The 17,951-nt window shown below is 70.1% G+C and carries 13 protein-coding genes and 2 pseudogenes; 5 read left to right on the forward strand and 10 right to left on the reverse strand.

Going from position 1 to position 17,951, the window contains the following annotated elements:
- Nucleotides 1-71: 71 nt before the first annotated feature.
- The 6 genes from FHS42_RS05060 to pdhA all read right to left on the reverse strand — a co-directional run bounded on the left by FHS42_RS05060 (nt 72) and on the right by pdhA (nt 7,473).
- Complete coding sequence (locus tag FHS42_RS05060) at nt 72-1,367, reverse strand: S41 family peptidase (protein ID WP_376772535.1); 1,296 nt, start codon at nt 1,365-1,367, stop codon at nt 72-74.
- A gap of 276 nt (nt 1,368-1,643) precedes the next feature.
- Nucleotides 1,644-2,327, reverse strand: a complete 684-nt coding sequence (locus tag FHS42_RS05065; RefSeq protein ID WP_184569309.1) for a DJ-1/PfpI family protein — start codon at nt 2,325-2,327, stop codon at nt 1,644-1,646.
- Between the two features lie 42 nt (nt 2,328-2,369).
- Entirely contained in the window at nt 2,370-3,335 is a 966-nt protein-coding gene (locus FHS42_RS05070; protein WP_184569310.1) for a (2Fe-2S)-binding protein, read from the reverse strand.
- Nucleotides 3,336-3,752: 417 nt separating this feature from the next.
- Nucleotides 3,753-5,306 carry a dihydrolipoamide acetyltransferase family protein gene (locus tag FHS42_RS05075; RefSeq protein WP_184569311.1) on the reverse strand — a complete coding sequence of 518 codons (1,554 nt, stop codon included), beginning with the start codon at nt 5,304-5,306 and terminating at the stop codon, nt 3,753-3,755.
- Nucleotides 5,307-5,327: 21 nt separating this feature from the next.
- Complete coding sequence (locus FHS42_RS05080) at nt 5,328-6,320, reverse strand: alpha-ketoacid dehydrogenase subunit beta (RefSeq protein ID WP_184569312.1); 993 nt, start codon at nt 6,318-6,320, stop codon at nt 5,328-5,330.
- Nucleotide 6,321: 1 nt separating this feature from the next.
- Nucleotides 6,322-7,473, reverse strand: coding sequence for a pyruvate dehydrogenase (acetyl-transferring) E1 component subunit alpha (pdhA, locus tag FHS42_RS05085; protein WP_184569313.1), 1,152 nt, complete (start codon nt 7,471-7,473; stop codon nt 6,322-6,324).
- A 346-nt stretch (nt 7,474-7,819) separates the two neighbouring features.
- On the opposite strand from pdhA, the gene FHS42_RS05090 reads away from it, so the two are divergent.
- The 4 genes and pseudogenes from FHS42_RS05090 to FHS42_RS39005 form a co-directional block, all read left to right on the forward strand.
- The gene (locus tag FHS42_RS05090) at nt 7,820-8,479 is read left to right on the forward strand and encodes a response regulator (RefSeq protein ID WP_184569314.1); all 660 of its coding nucleotides are present in this window, start codon (nt 7,820-7,822) and stop codon (nt 8,477-8,479) included.
- Between the two features lie 185 nt (nt 8,480-8,664).
- Nucleotides 8,665-9,180 carry a pyridoxamine 5'-phosphate oxidase family protein gene (locus FHS42_RS05095; RefSeq protein ID WP_184569315.1) on the forward strand — a complete coding sequence of 172 codons (516 nt, stop codon included), beginning with the start codon at nt 8,665-8,667 and terminating at the stop codon, nt 9,178-9,180.
- Nucleotides 9,181-9,285: 105 nt separating this feature from the next.
- Nucleotides 9,286-9,672: pseudogene (locus tag FHS42_RS39000) on the forward strand (phosphotransferase); the annotation flags it as partial.
- 555 nt (nt 9,673-10,227) lie between these two features.
- Nucleotides 10,228-10,794: pseudogene (locus FHS42_RS39005) on the forward strand (phosphotransferase); the annotation flags it as partial.
- Nucleotides 10,795-11,005: 211 nt separating this feature from the next.
- Here the strand turns inward: FHS42_RS39005 and FHS42_RS05105 are convergent.
- The gene (locus FHS42_RS05105) at nt 11,006-12,640 is read right to left on the reverse strand and encodes a protein kinase domain-containing protein (protein WP_184569317.1); all 1,635 of its coding nucleotides are present in this window, start codon (nt 12,638-12,640) and stop codon (nt 11,006-11,008) included.
- Between the two features lie 308 nt (nt 12,641-12,948).
- Here FHS42_RS05105 and FHS42_RS05110 point away from each other — a divergent pair, with 308 nt between their 5' ends.
- Nucleotides 12,949-14,601 (forward strand): protein kinase domain-containing protein, encoded by a 1,653-nt coding sequence (locus tag FHS42_RS05110; protein ID WP_184569318.1) that lies wholly within the window; start codon nt 12,949-12,951, stop codon nt 14,599-14,601.
- Between the two features lie 235 nt (nt 14,602-14,836).
- On the opposite strand, the gene FHS42_RS05115 is transcribed toward FHS42_RS05110, so the two are convergent.
- The 3 genes from FHS42_RS05115 to FHS42_RS05125 all read right to left on the reverse strand — a co-directional run bounded on the left by FHS42_RS05115 (nt 14,837) and on the right by FHS42_RS05125 (nt 17,901).
- Nucleotides 14,837-15,412, reverse strand: a complete 576-nt coding sequence (locus FHS42_RS05115; RefSeq protein ID WP_281392694.1) for a bacterial proteasome activator family protein — start codon at nt 15,410-15,412, stop codon at nt 14,837-14,839.
- A 66-nt stretch (nt 15,413-15,478) separates the two neighbouring features.
- Nucleotides 15,479-15,808 carry a hypothetical protein gene (locus FHS42_RS05120; protein ID WP_184569319.1) on the reverse strand — a complete coding sequence of 110 codons (330 nt, stop codon included), beginning with the start codon at nt 15,806-15,808 and terminating at the stop codon, nt 15,479-15,481.
- A gap of 1,112 nt (nt 15,809-16,920) precedes the next feature.
- Complete coding sequence (locus FHS42_RS05125; RefSeq protein ID WP_184569320.1) at nt 16,921-17,901, reverse strand: NAD(P)H-quinone oxidoreductase; 981 nt, start codon at nt 17,899-17,901, stop codon at nt 16,921-16,923.
- Nucleotides 17,902-17,951: the final 50 nt, after the last annotated feature.

Consider the following 17,951-nt stretch of genomic DNA (forward strand, 5'->3'; position numbering starts at 1 on the left):
AGCGCGGACGCCCTCTCCCTGCTGACCCAGCTGCCCGCACCGCGGGCCGCGCTGCCCGCGCGGCCCCGTGGTCACTCCCGTGCGCCGGGTAGCTCCCGTAGCGCCCGGTCGAAGGCCGAATCACGGCGGTGGGCGAACTCTTCGTCGGTGAAGACCGGTTCTGGCAGATGTGGCGGGATGCCGGAGCCGTCGAAGGTCTGGCCGGAGCGGGTGCGGAACTCCTCGTTGGGCAGCGAGACCTGCCAGCCACCCGGCAGGTTCCGGCCCATCGTGTCGGAGAAGACGCCCTGGGTGGATTCGCCGATCCGTACGGTACGGCCGGGCCGCTCGATGAGGGCCTGGGTGAACGACTCGGCCGCGCTGACCGTCGAGCCACCGGTGAGCACCGCGATCGGGCCGGTGTACCGGGGCGCCCGCGCGGGCTGGACGAACAGCGGCTGCGGGGTGGTGAACCGGGTCGGGTCGGCCGGGTCGTTACGGGCGCGCTTGGCGTACGCGAAGTAGGGCCGATCGGTGAGCCGGGCGGCGAGGTCGAGGCCGAAACTGTCAGCCCCGCCCCCGTTGACCCGCAGGTCGATGACGAGCCCGCGCAGCTTGCGGGTGCGCTCGGCGCTGAAGATCGTGTCCAGTGCGCGATCGAGGGCGGCCTTGTTGGCGGCGTAGGTGGGCGTTGACGCGTATCCGATGAAGCCCGAGACGCGCAGATAACCCCGGTCACCGGGGAGGTCCGCGTAGCCGATGCGGCCCTGCGCGAACTCCTGTAGCGGGCGGCCCTTGAGGTCGCGTTCCACGATGTACGCACGCACCCGCTCGTCCAACTCCTCGGTGGGCGCGACGGTGCCCGGCCTGACCTGACCGAAGGTGCCGGTGGGCTCGGCGTCAATGAAGACATGCGCATCGTGCAGCGGGGTCACCATGTCCCGGAAGATGCCGAAGAGTTCGTCTTTGGACGTGTCGGCGCCGATCCGTGTCCGGTAGGTGTCTCGCACGGCGTGCCAGTCGATGCCCTTGGCCGCGAAGAAGGGGTAGTTCTCCTCGAAGTTCTGCCAAAAGACGTCGAAGGTTCGGCGTGCGTCGAAGGGTTGACCAGGCTTGCCGTCGTCATTCGGGTTGCACTGGGCGGGTAGCGCGCTCAGCCGCCGCAGCCCCCGGTACCCGGGTGAGCCGTCGCGGTGCTGGGCGGCAAGGCCCGGACGGGCGGCCAGGCGCAACGAGAAGGTGCGGCCCTCTCGGGTGGCATAGCGCTGCGCGCCACCGCCCTGGTCCGTGCGGTGTGCGGGCTCGCCCTTGAGGCAGCTCACCGCCGTCGTCTGGTACTCCTGGTACGCGCCGCTTTGCACCGTGATGACGCTGCCGTAGCCGTCCACGCGCCACACGCCGTCCAGCGAAGGGGCCGCGCCGTGCGCCCCGCCCGTCCGGCCGGCAGGGGCCGGGCCCGCCGCCGTTGCCGCCGGGGGGAGAACCAACCCACCGGCTACGGCGCATAATGCCGCCGCGGTCACCGCCGTGCCGAAACCGCCCGGCCCCCTGCCTTGCCCCATGACCCAGCCCGCCTTTCCTTGGCCTCACGTGTGATGCGTGAGGCCAGGTACCTGATGCTGCACGTTCGCGATCACCATGCTCCGCCGTGCACCAGGTCCCGACTAACCGGCTACCAACCCTTCGCGGGGTGGGGACAACCCCACAACACCCGCCGGAACCAAGGGCTCCGGTGCGTACTCGATGCCCTTGCGCACCCGCTCGGCGCGCTCCGGTGAGGTGAGCCGGGCGACCAGGTGGAAGGACATGTCGATGCCGGCCGAAATGCCGGCGGAGGTCAGCACGTCACCGTCGTCCACGAACCGTTCGCCCGCCCGCACATCAATGGTGGGGTCAAGCTCGCGCAGCTCGTCGAGCGAGGCCCAGTGGGTGGTGGCCGGGCGGCCGGAGAGCAGGCCCGCCGCCGCGTAGACGAGCGCCCCCGTGCAGACGCTGGCCATGAGCGGAACCCGCTCGCGCTCGCGCCGCACCCACGCCAGATGGGCCTCGTCCGTCAGCATCGGGCGAGTGCCACGGCCGCCCGGGTGGATCAGGACGTCCAGCGCAGGCAGTTCGGCCGCGCTCCGGTGCGCCTGGACGGTCAGGCCCTTCGCGCAGGTCACCGGGTTGCCATCGGCGGAGAAGCAAAAGACCCGCCAGCCGTCGTCTGGGAAGTGCTGGGTCCAGTACGAGAGGACCTCCCACGGGCCGATCGCATCGAGCTCCTCCACGCCGGGAAAGAGCAGGATGCCGATCGTGCGCGGGGGTGCTCCGCCGCTTGTCGCACTCGTGTTTCCATCGAGACTCATGCGCTCATCGAAGCAGTGCAGTCACGCAACGGCCTGGCATTTTCAGCCCTCCAGGCGCCGTAGCCGCTCCGCGTCCCCCGTCCGGGGGCAGGTTCCGCAGGCTTCGGCGGGCTGGATGGCGTAGTACAGGCAGCAGCCGGTGCGGGTGCGGGTGAGGTGTGTTCGGCCGTCGCTCCCTGCCAGGCGTCGGAAGTTCGCCCCATCGGGGAAGGGCGCGATGCCGTACGGAAGGACCTCGCCGGCCAGGCGTACCGCGCGCTCCTCCTCGCCCAGGGTGCGGCCCAGCGACCAGATGCCGGAGACGAGGTCGTCGCCCGCCATCCCCCACAGCGCGCGCGGCCCGCGCCGGTAGGCGGGCGCGATCGCCACCAGGAGCGGCCGTACGAGCTCGGCGAAGCCGTCCCGCAAGGCAGCGCCCAGCGCCGCCTCGTCGGGGGCGATCTGCACCCCGGGCAGCCTGGCGGCCGGGTCGTCCGGCAGACAGATGAAGCCGCCGGGGGTGACCTCGTAGCGGTCGCCGACCAACTCGCTGCGTACCGCGCGCGGCCCGAGCACCGGCACCCGGCGATCGAGGTACCACGGGCCGCTGAGCAGCAGCGATACGGACCATAGGTAGCTGTGCAGGGCACGAGCGGCCACCACGTGGCGGCGCGGGACCGGCACGTGGTCGGCGGCGATGCGCGAGGCTTCGGCGTCGAGGAAGCCGGCGAGCAACTCGGGCTCGGAGGCGAGCTGTTGCACGCTGTAGCGTGCGTGGACGCTAGCCGATGGGGCGTCAGTTAGCGTGTCCGCACTGTGCGCTTTGCTCACACTGCCCACGACCTGAGTTGTGGGACGTTGCCGAGTCGTGTACGGCTCGTGGCCAGTTCGCGTGCCGGGCCATCGAACGTCCAGGCGCAACGGCTCGCACAATGCCGCTAGGCGCTCGTACCCACGGGCGAGCAGTCGGGCGCAGTCCGTGGCGGTCGCGTCATCGGGCGGGCAGGCCGGGGCAAGGGCCAGCGTCATCGGATTTCCTCAGCACCAATGGGGAAGCAAGGCAAGCCTTACCTTACCCTCATGCGAGCGAGTTCCCGATCATCAGCACCCAGGGGGTGTCCACCGGCCGGCGCATGGGTGCAGATACCGGGGCCCACGTCAGCCGTCCGCCCCCAACACCCTTACGGCACAACCGCCTACGCCCCGGGCGGCCCCCCTCGCCGGCACGCCCGTACGCCCCATCCCCAGGGTGCGCCCGCCCCCTACGCGCCCGTGCGTGTCGCGGCACACACCACAAACGCCTGCGGTCCGGTGGACCGCAGGCGTTCGGGAATCAGTTGCTCGGGGTAGCTGCGTACGCGGCACGCACACAGCACACCGGGCCGGTGGATGGCAGGCCAGTCAGGACAGTTAACCCAGCTAGCCCAGCCAGCTCGGCCAGCCCGATCAGCCCCAAGTGATCAGCCGCTTCCCCGGGTCCTCCAGGACCGCGGCGACATCCGCGAGCACCTTCGAGCCCAACTCGCCATCCACCAACCGATGGTCGAAGGAGAGCGCGAGGGTGGTCACCTGGCGGGGCTTCACCTTGCCCTTGTGGACCCACGGCTGGAGCTTGATCGCCCCGACCGCGAGGATCGCGGACTCGCCCGGGTTGAGGATGGGCGTGCCCGTGTCCACGCCGAAGACGCCGACATTGGTGATGGTCACCGTGCCGCCGGACATGGCCGCCGGAGTGGTCTTGCCCTCGCGGGCGGTGGTGACCAACTCGGAGAGAGCGGTGGCCAGTTCCGGGAGCGTCTTGCGGCCCGCGTCCTTGACGTTCGGGACGATGAGGCCGCGCGGTGTGGCCGCGGCGATGCCCAGGTTCACGTAGTCCTTGTGGACGATCTCCTGGTTCGCCTCGTCCCAGGCCGCGCTGACCTCCGGGTTCCGCTTGATCGCCAGCAGGAACGCCTTGGCCACGAGCAGCAGCGGGTTGATTCGCAGGCCGGCCATTTCCGGGTCCTGCTTCAGCTCCTGCACGAGCTTCATCGTGCGGGTGACATCCAGCGTGATGAACTCGGTGACATGCGGCGCAGTGAAGGCGCTGGTGACCATCGCCTGCGCGATGGCCTTGCGTACGCCCTTGATCGGCACCCGCCTCTCGCCACCCGCCACGGCCGGCTGCCCCTCCTCCGCGAGGGCGCTGGCCGCGGGAGCCGCGGGAGCCGCAGCCTCGGCCGGACGCGAATCGGCGCTGGCCGCCGCGTGCACGTCCTCCCGCGTGATGACGCCGTCCGCGCCGGTGGGCGCAATGGTCGCCAGATCGATGCCGAGGTCCTTGGCCAGCTTGCGCACCGGCGGCTTGGCCAGCGGACGCGCCCCGCCCCCGAGCGCCTGCGGCGCGGCGAAAGCCGACGCAGCGGGCACGGTGGGTGCGGCCGGCGGTTGCACGGCCGCCGGCGCCGGGGCGGCGGGGGCCTGCGGTGCGGCGGCGTGCCCGTTCAGCTCCGCCTGGAGCGCCGAGGCCACCGATGGTTGCCCCGCCTGCTGGCCTGCCTGCTCGCCTGCCTGCGCCTTGCGGGGCCGCCGCTTGGTGGAGGACGGCGCCGCCCCGTACCCGACGAGCACGGCCTGCCGGCCCTGCTGCTCGGGCTCGGCTCCCTCGGCAGCGCCGGCCGCGCCGGCCGCGGGCTGGCCGGCTGGCTGGCCTTCGGACTGGCCGGCTGCCTGCTCCGAAGCGGGCTCGGCGGGGCCCGCACCCGGCTGGGTGTCTACGGAAATGATGGTGGTGCCGACATCGACCGTCACGCCCTCGTCATAGCGCAGCTCATGCACCACGCCGTCGAAGGGAATGGGAAGCTCGACCGCCGCCTTGGCGGTCTCGACCTCGCAGACCGACTGCCCATCGGTGACCGTGTCACCGACCTTGACATACCACTTGAGGATCTCCGCCTCGGTCAGTCCCTCGCCCACATCGGGCATCTTGAACTCACGGAAGCGCTGTGCGGTGTTGCTCATCGTCACTGCTCCTCAAGCCCCTCAGTACGCCAACGCTCGGTCAACGGCGTCGAGCACCCGGTCAAGACCCGGCAGGTACTCGTCCTCAAGCCGGGACGGCGGGTACGGGGCGTGGTATCCGCCGACCCGCAGCACCGGTGCCTCCAGGTGGTAGAAGCACCGCTCGGTGATGCGCGCGGCGACCTCCGCACCGGCGCCGTAGAAGACCGGCGCCTCGTGTACGACGACCAGCCGCCTGGTCTTGCGCACCGATGCCTCGATGCCGTCGAAGTCGATCGGCGACATGGACCGCAGGTCCAAGACCTCGATCGACTTGCCCTCCTCGGCCGCCGCCGCGGCGGCGTCGCGGCAGACCTTGACCATCGGCCCGTACGCCGCCAGCGTCAGATCGCTGCCCGGCACCTCCACCCGCGCCGCGTGCAGCGGGCCCGGAATGGCGGTGGTGTTCACCTCGGAGCGGTCGTGGTAGCGCCGCTTGGGCTCGAAGTAGATGACCGGGTCATCGCTGGCAATGGCCTGCTGCATCATCCAGTACGCGTCCGACGCGTTCGAGGGCGAGACGCACTTGAGGCCCGCGACGTGCGCGAACAGCGCCTCGGGCGACTCGCTGTGGTGCTCGACCGCGCCGATGCCGCCGCCGTAGGGAATGCGAATGACGACCGGCATCTTGATCTTGCCGAGCGCCCGGGCGTGCATCTTGGCCAACTGCGTGACGATCTGGTCGTACGCGGGGAAGACGAACCCGTCGAACTGGATCTCCACCACCGGACGGTAGCCACGCAGCGCTAGGCCGATGGCGGTGCCGACGATGCCGGACTCGGCGAGCGGGGTGTCGATGACCCGCTCCTCACCGAAGTCCTTCTGGAGCCCGTCAGTGACCCGGAAGACGCCGCCGAGCTTGCCGACGTCCTCGCCCATGATGAGTACCTTGTTGTCGGTCTCCAGGGACTTGCGCAAGGAGGCGTTGATCGCCTTGACGATCGACAGCTTCTCCACGGTAGTACCGGCAGCCATCTCAGTGACCCTCCTGGGCGAACGAAGCCTGGTACGCGGCGAACTGCGCGCGCTCCTCGTCAACGAGCGCGTGCCCGTCGGCGTAGATGTGCTCAAAGATCGCCATGTTGTCGGGGTCGGGCATGGAGCGCACCGCGTCCCGCACCCGCTTGGCCAGCGCGTCCGACTCCTGCTCAAGCGTGGTGAAGAAGTCCTCGTCGGCAAGGTTCTCGGCTGCCAGGTAGGCCCGCAGCCGCAAAATCGGGTCCTTGGCCTCCCACAGCTCACGTTCCTCGTCCGCGCGGTACTTCGTGGGGTCATCGGACGTGGTGTGCGCGCCCATCCGGTACGTGAACGCCTCGATCAGCATCGGGCCCTGGCCGCTGCGCGCCCGCTCCAAAGCGGCACGGGTCACGGCGAGACAGGCCAAAACGTCGTTGCCGTCCACCCGTACGCCGGGGAAGCCGTAGCCCTGCGCCCGCTGGTAGAGCGGGACGCGGGTCTGCCGCTCGGTGGGCTCGGAGATGGCCCACTGGTTGTTCTGGCAGAAGAAGACCACCGGCGCGTTGTAGACCGCCGAGAAGGTGAACGCCTCGGCGACGTCGCCCTGACTGGAGGCGCCGTCCCCGAAGTAGGCGATGACGGCCGAGTCCGCGCCGTCCTTGGCCACGCCCATCGCGTAGCCCGTGGCGTGCAGTGTCTGCGAACCGATGACGATCGTGTACAGATGGAAATTGTTGGTGCTCGGGTCCCAACCACCGTTGTTCACACCGCGGAACATGCCGAGCAGGTTCGTCGGATCGACGTTCCTACACCAGGCAACGCCGTGCTCACGGTAAGTGGGGAAGACGTAGTCATCGTCGCGCAGCGCGCGGCCCGAGCCGATCTGCGCGGCCTCCTGGCCGAGCAGCGAGGCCCACAGGCCCAGCTCGCCCTGTCGCTGAAGGGTGGTCGCCTCCGCGTCAAAGCGTCGCGTCAGCACCATGTCCCGGTACAGCCCGCGCAGCTCGTCGGGGGTCAGGTCGATGGAGTAGTCGGGATGCTCGACCCGCTCGCCCTCAGGCGTCAGCAGCTGTACGAGCTCGGGTTGGTCAGCCGTTGGCTGCTTGGCCCTGGTGCGCTTGGTGCTGCTGCTGCGGCGTGGCTTGCGCGCGGCAGTGCTGTCCACGGTCACGTGTGCTCCTCCGTCTGTCCGGCCCCCGGGGTCCGCCGGCGGCTGGTGGTCCTTTCGCCGAAGGCGAAAGGGCGGCTCCGCTCGGCCGGCCCCGGCGCACGGGGTGGGTGCGCCGATGCCCGACCGGGCGTGACAGGTGCTCCGGCGGGCGGCCCGCGAAAGTCACGTTACCTAGTGCGTCGCACGTCTGCGAAACCCCATTTGACCTGCAATTTTGCTTGGATTTCCAAGTAAAACGAGAAAGCGGGGAACAATCACTGGTCACAGCCTCGCAGGCTGCCGGAACAACGGCACGTTATCCCGGAGGGCAAGAGCACGGGAAGAGTTGGTGTGTGAGACTGGCATCGTGCACGAAGAGGGAAAAATCAGGGTATTCCTACTCGATGACCATGAAGTCGTACGTCGCGGCGTGTACGAGATGCTCTCCGCCGAGGAGGACATCGAGGTCGTGGGCGAGGCGGGTACGGCCGCCGATGCGCTGGTCCGCGCCCCTGCCACTAGGCCCGATGTCGCCATCCTCGACGTGCGGCTGCCAGACGGCAGCGGGGTCGAGGTCTGCCGCGAGATCCGCTCTCGGGACGAGAGCATCAAGTGCCTGATGCTCACCTCCTTCGCGGACGACGAGGCCCTGTTCGACGCGATCATGGCCGGGGCATCCGGTTACGTACTCAAGGTTATTCGTGGCAATGAACTGCTATCCGCCGTGCGCGATGTCGCCGCCGGAAAGTCCCTGCTCGACCCGGCCGCCACGGCCCGCGTCCTGGAACGCCTGCGCGAGGGAAACGCCCCCAAGGGCGATGAGCGCCTAGCCGCCCTCACGGAGCAAGAACGCCGAATTTTGGACCTCATCGGAGAGGGCCTGACCAATCGCGTCATCGGCGAGCGGCTGCACCTCGCCGAAAAGACGATTAAGAATTACGTTTCCAGCCTGCTGTCCAAACTCGGCATGGAACGCCGCTCCCAGGCCGCGGCCTACGTGGCCCGCCTCCAAGCGGAGCGGCCCTGACGCTGTCCGCGGCGGCTGGCCCAGCGGCTGGCTCAGCGGCTGGCCCGGGAGTGGTGAGGTGGCCCGGCCGGGCGGGGCCGGTAGGAGGCATCCGCCGGCCATCCGCCGGACTTGGGACCAACGTCCCGATCCATCGGGGCGGGTGTCCCTTTTAAGGGGCGTACGAAAGCGGGCAGGGTGGTGACATGCCCACCGACACGCCCATGGACGACTCCCGCGCCATCGAACTCCTTGGCACCGCCCGCTACGGCCGAGTGTCCGTGTGCATGCGGGCGCTCCCCTTCGTGACGGTCGCTCGACACATCGTGGTCGATGGCCATGCGCTGCTGCGCCTGCACCGCGGCTACGGCTACCACCGCGCCTGTGACGGCAACGTCGTCGCGTACGGCGCCGACAACGCCGACCACGCCGACCACACTGGCTACGCCGATGGCACCGATGGCGCTGATGGCACTGATGGCACTGATGGCACCGGCAGCACCGATTTCGGCTCGGGTGCCAACGAGGTCTGGTCGGTCCAGTTCGTCGGTACGGCCCGTCTCTGCACGCCCAACGCGTCCGAACTGGCCCTTTTCGGCGAGATGCCGAGTACCGCCGATGGCGTCCCGTACGACCCGGTCTATCTGCGCGTTGAACCGCAGTTCGTTACGGTGCATCATCTGGGTGGTGTCCCTGCGCGTCGAGCCGCGCACTCTATGTGATCTAACATCTGGCGCGTGCTGCGCTCACCTGCTACTGCCGTCGCCGCCCGCGGGCGCGCTCCCCACGACAGGGCCGCATCCCCGGCCCCGGACACGCTCAGCGCCCTGCTAAGGCGCTACGAGGGCCCCGGAGAGCCCGTGTCCTGTCGGCCGCTCGAACAGGGGCTGCTGAACCGCGGCTACCGCCTTGTCACCACGCGCGGCCGGTACTTCCTCAAGCACCATCTCGACGGCGACCCGGCGACCATCACCCGGCAGCACGGCGCGACGCTGCGGCTCGCCGCGCTCGGGGTGCCCGTCGCCCCGCCCGTGACCGCGGCTGACGGCGGAACCGTCACCGTGATCGGCGGGCGCTGCTACGCCCTGCACCCCTGGATCGTCGGCGAGCACCGCGACGGCTCCGACCTCACTGCCCCCCAGTGCCTGGCCCTTGGCTCGCTGCTCGGCCGCGTCCACGTCTGCCTTGACCGCGTCATGCCACCCGAAGCGGCCGGCCACCCGCACCCGTTCGACACCCCACTCGGTTCCCCCACGGCCTTTCCGGCGACTGCCCCATCCGCTTTCCCCTCCGCTTTCCCCTCGGCTGTCACCGCTGCGCTCTCCCCGGCTTTCCCCCGGGCATCTTCCGCGACCGGAATTCCTGGCGCCCCGCTCCCCCGCCTGCAATTCCCCGGACTTCGCCTTCCCGCGCCCCGCTCGCCCTCACTTGAGGCGACTCTCGCGCCGTCCCTGTCGCCGCACCTTTCGTCCTTTGCAGCGACCTTTGCAGCGTCCTTTGCTGGGACCTCTACTGGGGCCTTTGCTGGGAACTGTGCTGGGCCCTTTGCTCAGCCTCTTCGCCCGGTACAGCCGCCGCTTCTCGACACCCCGCCTGTGCCAGCGCAGACGGGGTCCGGAAGGGAGACTCGGGCCGGGGCGGGCGCTGAGGCCGGGGCGGAAGCCGGGGCCAGGGCGGAAGCCGGGGCGGGCGCGGAAGCCGGGACCGGAGCTGGCGTGGAAGCGGGGGCCAAAGCTGGCGCGGGGACCGGAGCTGGCGCGGAGGCGGGGGCCGATCCCGTGGAGACCTTCGCGCTCATCGACGAGCTGCTCGCCCTCGCCCGCCGCAGGCACCCACGCAACGCCTTCGACGAACTCGCGGAGCACCGCCTGGTCGAACGCCGCACGCTCATCGAACGGCACGCCCACCGCCGCCCCACGGCCGCGACCACCCCCGCTTCGGGCTGGGTGCACGGCGACTTCCACCCGCTGAACCTGCTCTACCGGGGCGCCGAGCCGGCCGCGATCGTGGACTGGGACCGGCTAGGGGTCCAGCCGCGCGCGGAGGAGGCGGTACGGGCCGCCGCCATCTTCTTCGTACGCCCCAACGGCACGCTCGCGCTGCCCAAGGTCCGCCCGTACGCCCGTGGCTACCGCACCGCGACGGGCGCGAGCCCAGCAGAGCTGGCCGCCGCCGTACATCGGGTGTGGTGGGAGCGGCTGAACGACTTTTGGATGCTGCGCTGGCGCTACCAACTCGGCGACCACAGAGCCGACCCACAGTTCCCCGCCGTGGCGGCCCTGGCGGTGTGGTGGACGAGCCGGTACGAAGCGGTGTGCGAGGCGTTTTGCACCTGACGCGCTGACGCTACGGCCGGCCTACGACCCGCCTACGACCGGTGCGGACCTACGGACCTGGCCTGCGGCCTGCCCGGGCGTGCGGCCGGTGCGGGTCCGCGGCCGGTGCGGCCGGTCCGCGTTCGGCTTTCGCAATCCGCAATCCGCGATCCGCGATCCGCGATCCGCGATCCGCGGCCGGTGTGGCCGGCCGCGGTCGGAGTTCGCCGTGCTATCCCATGCCGCCGCCGGGAACGCCCTCTTCGCCGCCTTGACCGCCTTCGCCGCCTTGACCACCTTGACCGCCCTCGCCGCCTTGACCGCCCTCGCCACCCGGGTCGGTAGGTAGCCCGGTGTCGGAGGAGCCCGTGGGGTTGGGGTCGTCGGGCGTTGTCGGCGGGTCGGTCGGCGTCGTCGGGTCACCGGTGGGACCGGTGGTGTCAGGAGGCGGCGTCGTGTGGTGGGTCTGGGGCGGCGGTGTCGTCGCCGTTGCCGGCGGGTCCCAGTCGCCCGTGGTGCCCGTGGTGCCGCTGCCAGGCTCGGTCGCCGGCCCCGTCGTTTTCGAAGGCTTCTTCGACGGTTCCTTGCTCTTCGTCGCCGACGTCGATGGCGTGACCTTCTCGCTCGGCTTCTTGCTGCCGCCACCGTCGTCGCCCGCGCTGATCACCCACACGACGCCCACCACGATGGCGATCAGCGCGATAGCAGCGAACAGCCACACCTTGCCGCGTCCACTGCGCCGTGGATCACCGCCGTCGAACCCGCCATCGTCACGGTCGCCGGGGCCGATCAGCACCGGCTGCTGGGAGGTGTCGCCGTGCCCGGGGTGCGGCAGCGCGGAAGCGCCCGGCACCCCCATCGCGGGCGTAGCGGCACCGATGTGACCGACCGGGCCGGTGTTCCAGGTGCCGCTGTAGCCGCCCTCTTCGTGCAGCATCTGGAGCGCGTACTGCACCAGACCGCGCATCTCCTCAGCGCTCTGGAAGCGGTCGTCCGCGTCCTTGGCGAGCGAGCGCATGACCAGCCCGTCCAGCTCCGGCGGCACTCCGTCGGAGACCTCGGAGGGCGGCACGGGCGCGTCCTGAACGTGCTGGTACACGACCGAAAGCGGAGTCTCGCCGGTGAACGGCGGGCGCAGCGCGAGCAGTTCGTAGAGCAGGCAGCCGGTGGCGTACAGGTCGGAGCGGTGATCGACGGCCTTGCCGAGCGCCTGCTCGGGGGAGAGGTACTGCGGGGTGCCCATCACCATGCCGGTCTGCGTCATGGTGCTGGCGGCGCCGTGCAGGGCGCGGGCGATGCCGAAGTCCATGACCTTGACGGCGCCGCTGTGGGTGATGATGACGTTCGCGGGCTTGATGTCGCGGTGGACGATGCCGTGCTGGTGGCTGTACGCGAGTGCTTCGAGGACGCCGGACACGATGATCAGCGCCTGGTCGGGCGGCGGGGCCTCCGCGTTGAGCAGCAGCTCCCGGATGGTGTGGCCCTCGACCAGCTCCATGACGATGTAGGGGACCACGTTTTGCATGGACCCGATGGCGCCGACCATGTCTTCGCCCGAGTCGTAGACGGCGACGACGGCATGGTGGTTGAGGCCCGCGACGGACTGCGCCTCGCGGGTGAAGCGTGCCTTGGAGACCGGGTCTTCCGCGAGGTCGGCGCGCAGTAGCTTGACGGCCACCGTGCGCCCCAGGCGCACGTCCTCAGCCGCGAAGACCTCGGCCATGCCACCTCGGCCGAGCTTGTGCGTCAGCCGGTATCGTCCGTCACCGATCAGACCGCCGTTTCCCCAAAATTCCGGCGAATCGGTCATTCCAACCCCGGTGGCGTCAGAGTCGGAGGGCCCATGGGGGCCCTGGGTCTGTGCCATCAGTCCTCGCCGTCGTTTCTATCCACTCGCACGAGCTAGGGTTCCCCATGCCAGCGGCTGGGGGTCGTACTTCCGCTAAGGCACGCTACAGGCTCCGCGGGGGCCGCCGGTTCGTGATGGACCGGCCATCAAACCCGTTTTGGGCGGAGAGTGGCAAATCTCGTGACGGCTTCTTGCGCATCCGGTCACGGAACGGGCACGTGGCTTGACGTGTCGGCGCCCTCGGGCAGACTTGGCCGAGAAATAGGGATCACCGAGCGTTTGAAGAGCCAAAAGGCCAGGGCAGTGCGCCAAGGGGGAAGTAAACAATGAGCCAGCACGGCGCACCAGGCCGCTATCAGGGCCGCTCCATCGCCGGCGGGCGCTACCAGCTGCACGACCTCCTTGGCGAGGGTGGAATGGCCTCGGTGCACTTGGCGTACGACAGTGCCCTGGACCGCCAGGTGGCCATCAAAACCCTGCACACCGAACTCGGCCGAGAGCAATCGTTCCGCGAACGTTTCCGTCGCGAGGCCCAAGCCGTTGCCAAGCTGTCACACCCCAACATCGTCTCGGTCTTCGACACCGGCGAGGACGAGCTCGGCGGCGGTCTGATGCCGTACATCGTCATGGAGTACGTCGAGGGCCAGCCGCTGCGCTCGGTGCTGGACACGGACGCCCGGCAGTACGGCGCGATGCCCGCCGACAAGGCTCTCAAGATCACCGCCGATGTGCTCGCGGCCCTCGAAGTCAGCCATGAGATGGGCTTGGTGCACCGCGACATCAAGCCAGGCAACGTGATGATGACCAAGCGCAATGTGGTCAAGGTCATGGACTTCGGCATCGCCCGCGCCATGCAGTCGGGCGTCACCTCGATGACTCAGACCGGCATGGTCGTCGGCACCCCGCAGTACCTCTCCCCCGAGCAGGCTCTGGGCCGCGGCGTGGACGCCCGCTCCGACCTGTACTCGGTCGGCATCATGCTCTTCGAGCTGGCGACCGGGCGGCTCCCCTTCGAGGCGGACTCGCCGCTGGCCATCGCGTACGCGCACGTGCAGGAGGAGCCGGTCGCCCCCTCGACCATCAACCGCTCGCTGACCCCCGCGATGGACGCGCTCGTCGCCCGCGCGCTGAAGAAGAACCCGAACGAGCGCTTCCCGACCGCCGAAGCAATGCGCGACGAGTGCGCGCGCGTCCTCGGCAGCGGTCAGACGGGCGCTGCGCCGGCCGTCATCAGCGGCGGCGGCCCCGCGCGCAGCGGCGCCGGCGTCGGCTCGGCGGTCTTCCCGCCCGTCGATCAGCAGGCCGCTCAGATGCCGAGTCCGCAGAGCGTCCAGACCCCGTACCAGCCGCAGTCCGGCTACCAGCAAAGCGGTGGCTTCGGCCCCTCCACCCCGCCGCCAGGCCCGTACGCGCCGCAGCAGGGTTATCAGGCACCGTCCCCGTACCACGCCGGCGGCACCAGCACCCCGCCCCCGTACGTCATGGCGAACACCACGCCGAGTCCGGCGGCCGGCGGCGGGCCAGCCGGCGGCGGCGGTGGGAACAAGAAGGTCATCATCAGCTCGGCCGTGGTGGCCGCGGTGGCGGTCATCGCCGTGATCGTCGGCTTCGCGCTGAAGAGCAACGGCGACGGCAACGACGGCGGCAAGGAAGAGCAGGCGAAGCCGACCCAGACGTCGGAGGCCGCCGGCTTCAAAGAAGGCGACAAGAGCAAGACCATCGACCCGGAGAAGTGCACCGAGGCGTACGACGCCACGGACAAGCCGGGCTCGTACATCATGCCGGAGTTCCAGTACCTCTACATCGACTCGGTGAAGGACTGCCTCAAGGCGTCGGGCTGGAAGTACAAGGTCATCCCCATCAACGAAAACACTTGGGGCAAGGGCACCGTCATGGAGTACACCTTCGACAACCGTGAGCCCTTCGCCCCCGAGGAAGACACGGTCGAGCTGACCGTGTCCACGGGCAAACCCGAGTAACTGACAGCCCGGGCACATCGGCAGCCCTGCACGGCGTATTCGCAGCGCTACAACGCGGCGAAACCCGGCACGAGATGTGCCGGGTGGCCAGCCGGATGTGCGTGCGTGGACCTGCGGGAAGGGGCTGCGGGCGCCCGTACGGGTCGTAGGTGCGTACGGGGCCTGCGGGGCTGTTGGGCCTGCCGGAGTTGCTTCGCAAGCGCGGGGCCGCGGGCGGCCCCCGTACCCGGTCGGGCTAGAGGTACGGGCCGGAGCGGGCGCCTCCGGGAGGCTGGGTGTCGTCTTCCTCATCGCCGCCACCGACACCCGGCGGCAACGCCCTACGCATCTGCTCCAACTGCGCGCGAGCCGCCATCTGTTGGGCGAACAAGGCGGTCTGGATGCCGTGGAACAGCCCCTCAAGCCAGCCGACCAACTGGGCCTGAGCAATCCGCAGTTCGGCCTCGGTGGGCACGGTCTCGTCCGTGAAGGGCAGGGACAGCCGATCAAGCTCCTCAATCAGCTCCGGCGCGAGACCGTCCTCAAGCTCCTTCACGGAGCTGGAGTGGATCTCCTTCAGCCGGACCCGGCTCGCCTCGTCCAAAGGCGCGGCCCTGACCTCTTCCAGAAGCTGCTTGATCATGCTGCCGATACGCATGACCTTCGCGGGCTGTTCCACCATGTCCGTCACAGGGATCTCACGCGACACATCGCCGCCGCCGCTGCCGCCACTGCCGTCGCCGGAGCCGGCGCTGCCAAGAGCCATCCCGTCCGGACCGACGACCAAGACGTGCGGGCTCTCCTGTGCTCGTTCGTTCATCGGCTGGTTCATACCCCCATTGTTCCGCACGCCGCCGGAGTCGGCCGGTGCGGGGGCGTATCCGAGCCACCATGGCCCTCAGTGCCGACGCAGCCGCAGTCCGAAGTAGGCGAGGCCAAGACCGGTGAGCGCCATCCCGGTACCGAGTGGGAGCACGCGCATCACCCGGCCGCCCGATTCGGCGTTCTCCCCGCCCTTGCCGCCCTCGGAGGTCGGCCGCACGCCGCCGCCCCCGGTCGGCTTGCCCCCACCGCCCGTACCGTCCGTCCCGGTCGAGGGCAGCAGTGGCACCCGGTGGCGGTGCCCCGGCGGGTGCCAGGCCGGCGCGGGCCACGGCAGCCGCCCCGCCTGCGCCTGGTCACGTCGCGCCTTACCCGGGCTGGGCGTGGTGGAGACGCCCCCTTCCACGGACTCTCTGGGAGACCGCGCGGCGGGACCGTCGTGGGGGTTGTTGTGGGGCCTGTTGTGGGGGTTGCCACGGGGACTGTTGTGGGGAGCGTCGTGGGGTTTATCGGCGGCTGCGTGGCCATCGGGCGGTGCCTCGGAGCCCTGGTCCCTGCCGGTGTCGGGGCGTGCGCCAGAGTCGGGCCTGGGGTGTGGGCGGGGGCGGGGGTGGGCGTCGGGGCGGAGGAGTGAGGGGTGTCGGGCGGCCTCGTCGGGGGCGTCGGACGCGCCCGAGGTACCGGGTGCGTCGCGTGCGTCGGGTGCGTTGCCGGGGGTGGTGGGAGGAGGCGTGCCGGGGGAGTGGTCGCCGGGTGCCGAGGCGTGAGAGCCCGGCCGTCCCGGAGCCTTACGCCCCTCCCCCGGCCCGTTCCCGGCGAACAACGCCCCGAAGGGGTCAGGCTGCGTTGCGTACGCGGCTTCTGCGAGGGGAGCGGGCCCCGGCAGCGTAAGGACGAGCGTGCACAGCCCGCCCAACACCCAGGGCGTACGCCGCCGGGCTGGGGTGGGGCTCGGTGCGGGGGCTGGGGCTGGGGCTGGGGCTGGGGTGATGCTGGGGGCTGGGGCCGGGGTGTCTTTCGGGGCTGGGATGGGGGTGAAAGCTGGGGTGTCTCGTCGCGGAGCGTCCGCGGGTCGTGAGCGGTGCCGGTGCGCTGAGACCACGTCCGTGTCCCTCCCGTCCCGTCATCCATCGACTGACGGTTCTCAGCGTCACACGGCGCGACATATCCGGCATCTTGGGTTACAGAGACAGAGACGGAGAACGTAGACGTACGTACGCACGGGCCGAAGGCCCACGACGCGTTACGGGGGGCGCGCCAGGGCGGCGCACGGCGCGTAGCAGCACGGCGGTTGCGTTGGGTCGCGATGGTTGCGTTGGGTCGTGATGGTTGCGTTGGGACGCGGTGGTAGATAACGGGGTCGCGGTGGTAGATAGCGGCGGCGGCGGTGCTGCGGTCTTTGCGCGGGGACGCCGTGGTGGTGCGTAGCGACGCAGCAGCCGTTGCGTTGGGGGCGCGGGGCGCCGGGGGGGGGGGGGGGGGGGGGGGGGGGGGGGGGGGGGGGGGGGGGGGCCTGGATCAGACCCTCAGCAGGACCTTTCCCACGTGGCCGCTGCCCTCGATGACGCGGTGCGCCTCGGCCGCGTCGCTGATCGGGAGCGTCTGGTCCACGACTGCTCGCACCCGACCGCTTTCGATCAGCGGCCACACGTGTTCCCGTACTGCCGCGACGATCGTCGCCTTCTCCGCCAGCGGACGCCCACGCAGCGATGTCGCGGTGACCGCGCCTCGCTTGCCGAGCAGCGTTCCCAGGTTGAGCTCGCCTTTTACGCCACCCTGTAGGCCGATGATCGACAACCGTCCGTTGACGGCGAGCGCTCGCACGTTCGCGTCCAGGTACTTCGCCCCGACGATGTCGAGGATGACGTCAGCGCCCGTGCCGCCCGTTGCCGCGCGCAACTCGGTGACGAAGTCCTGTTCCCGGTAGTTGATCAGCACATCGGCGCCGAGCTCCGCGCACGCGGCCAGCTTTTCCGCGTTGCCCGCAGTGACCGCGACCTTCGCGCCCACCGCCTTCGCGAGCTGGATGGCCATCGTGCCAATGCCGCTGGAGCCGCCGTGCACAAGCAGGGTTTCACCGGGACGAAGATGAGAAATCATGAATACATTCGACCAAACGGTCGATACCACCTCGGGCAGGGCTGCCGCGGTGACGAGATCCATGCCGGACGGCACGGGCAGGAGCTGGCCGCTCGGCACCGCGACCTTCTCCGCGTAGCCGCCGCCGCTCAGCAGCGCACACACCTCGTCGCCGACCGCCCAGCCGCCGCCACTGCCGGGGCCGAGCGCGACGATTCGCCCCGAGCACTCCAGGCCCGGATACGGCGAGGCGCCAGGCGGGGGGTCGTAAAAACCCTGCCGCTGCATCACGTCGGCGCGGTTGACGGCGCTGGCCGCCACCTCGACGAGTACCTCTCCCTCGGTGGGCTCGGGATCGGGAACCTCGTCCCAGACGAGGGCTTCGGGTCCGCCTGGCTCTGGAATGGTGATCGCACGCATGCACGCGAGGCTACCCCCGGCGGCTCGTCCCACTCCGGCTACGCCACCAC

Source organism: Streptomyces zagrosensis, assembly GCF_014203645.1.
In the GTDB taxonomy this organism is placed as follows: domain Bacteria; phylum Actinomycetota; class Actinomycetes; order Streptomycetales; family Streptomycetaceae; genus Streptomyces; species Streptomyces zagrosensis.

Excerpts from the sequence above, each read along its gene's own strand:
- FHS42_RS05065 (WP_184569309.1), bottom strand. The coding sequence starts at position 2,327 with ATGAGTCTCGATGGAAACACGAGTGCGACAAGCGGCGGAGCACCCCCG.
- FHS42_RS05070 (WP_184569310.1), bottom strand. The coding sequence starts at position 3,335 with ATGACGCTGGCCCTTGCCCCGGCCTGCCCGCCCGATGACGCGACCGCC.
- FHS42_RS05075 (WP_184569311.1), bottom strand. The coding sequence starts at position 5,306 with ATGAGCAACACCGCACAGCGCTTCCGTGAGTTCAAGATGCCCGATGTG.
- FHS42_RS05080 (WP_184569312.1), bottom strand. The coding sequence starts at position 6,320 with ATGGCTGCCGGTACTACCGTGGAGAAGCTGTCGATCGTCAAGGCGATC.
- FHS42_RS05095 (WP_184569315.1), top strand. The coding sequence starts at position 8,665 with ATGCCCACCGACACGCCCATGGACGACTCCCGCGCCATCGAACTCCTT.
- FHS42_RS05105 (WP_184569317.1), bottom strand. The coding sequence starts at position 12,640 with ATGGCACAGACCCAGGGCCCCCATGGGCCCTCCGACTCTGACGCCACC.
- FHS42_RS05110 (WP_184569318.1), top strand. The coding sequence starts at position 12,949 with ATGAGCCAGCACGGCGCACCAGGCCGCTATCAGGGCCGCTCCATCGCC.
- FHS42_RS05115 (WP_281392694.1), bottom strand. The coding sequence starts at position 15,412 with ATGAACCAGCCGATGAACGAACGAGCACAGGAGAGCCCGCACGTCTTG.
- FHS42_RS05125 (WP_184569320.1), bottom strand. The coding sequence starts at position 17,901 with ATGCGTGCGATCACCATTCCAGAGCCAGGCGGACCCGAAGCCCTCGTC.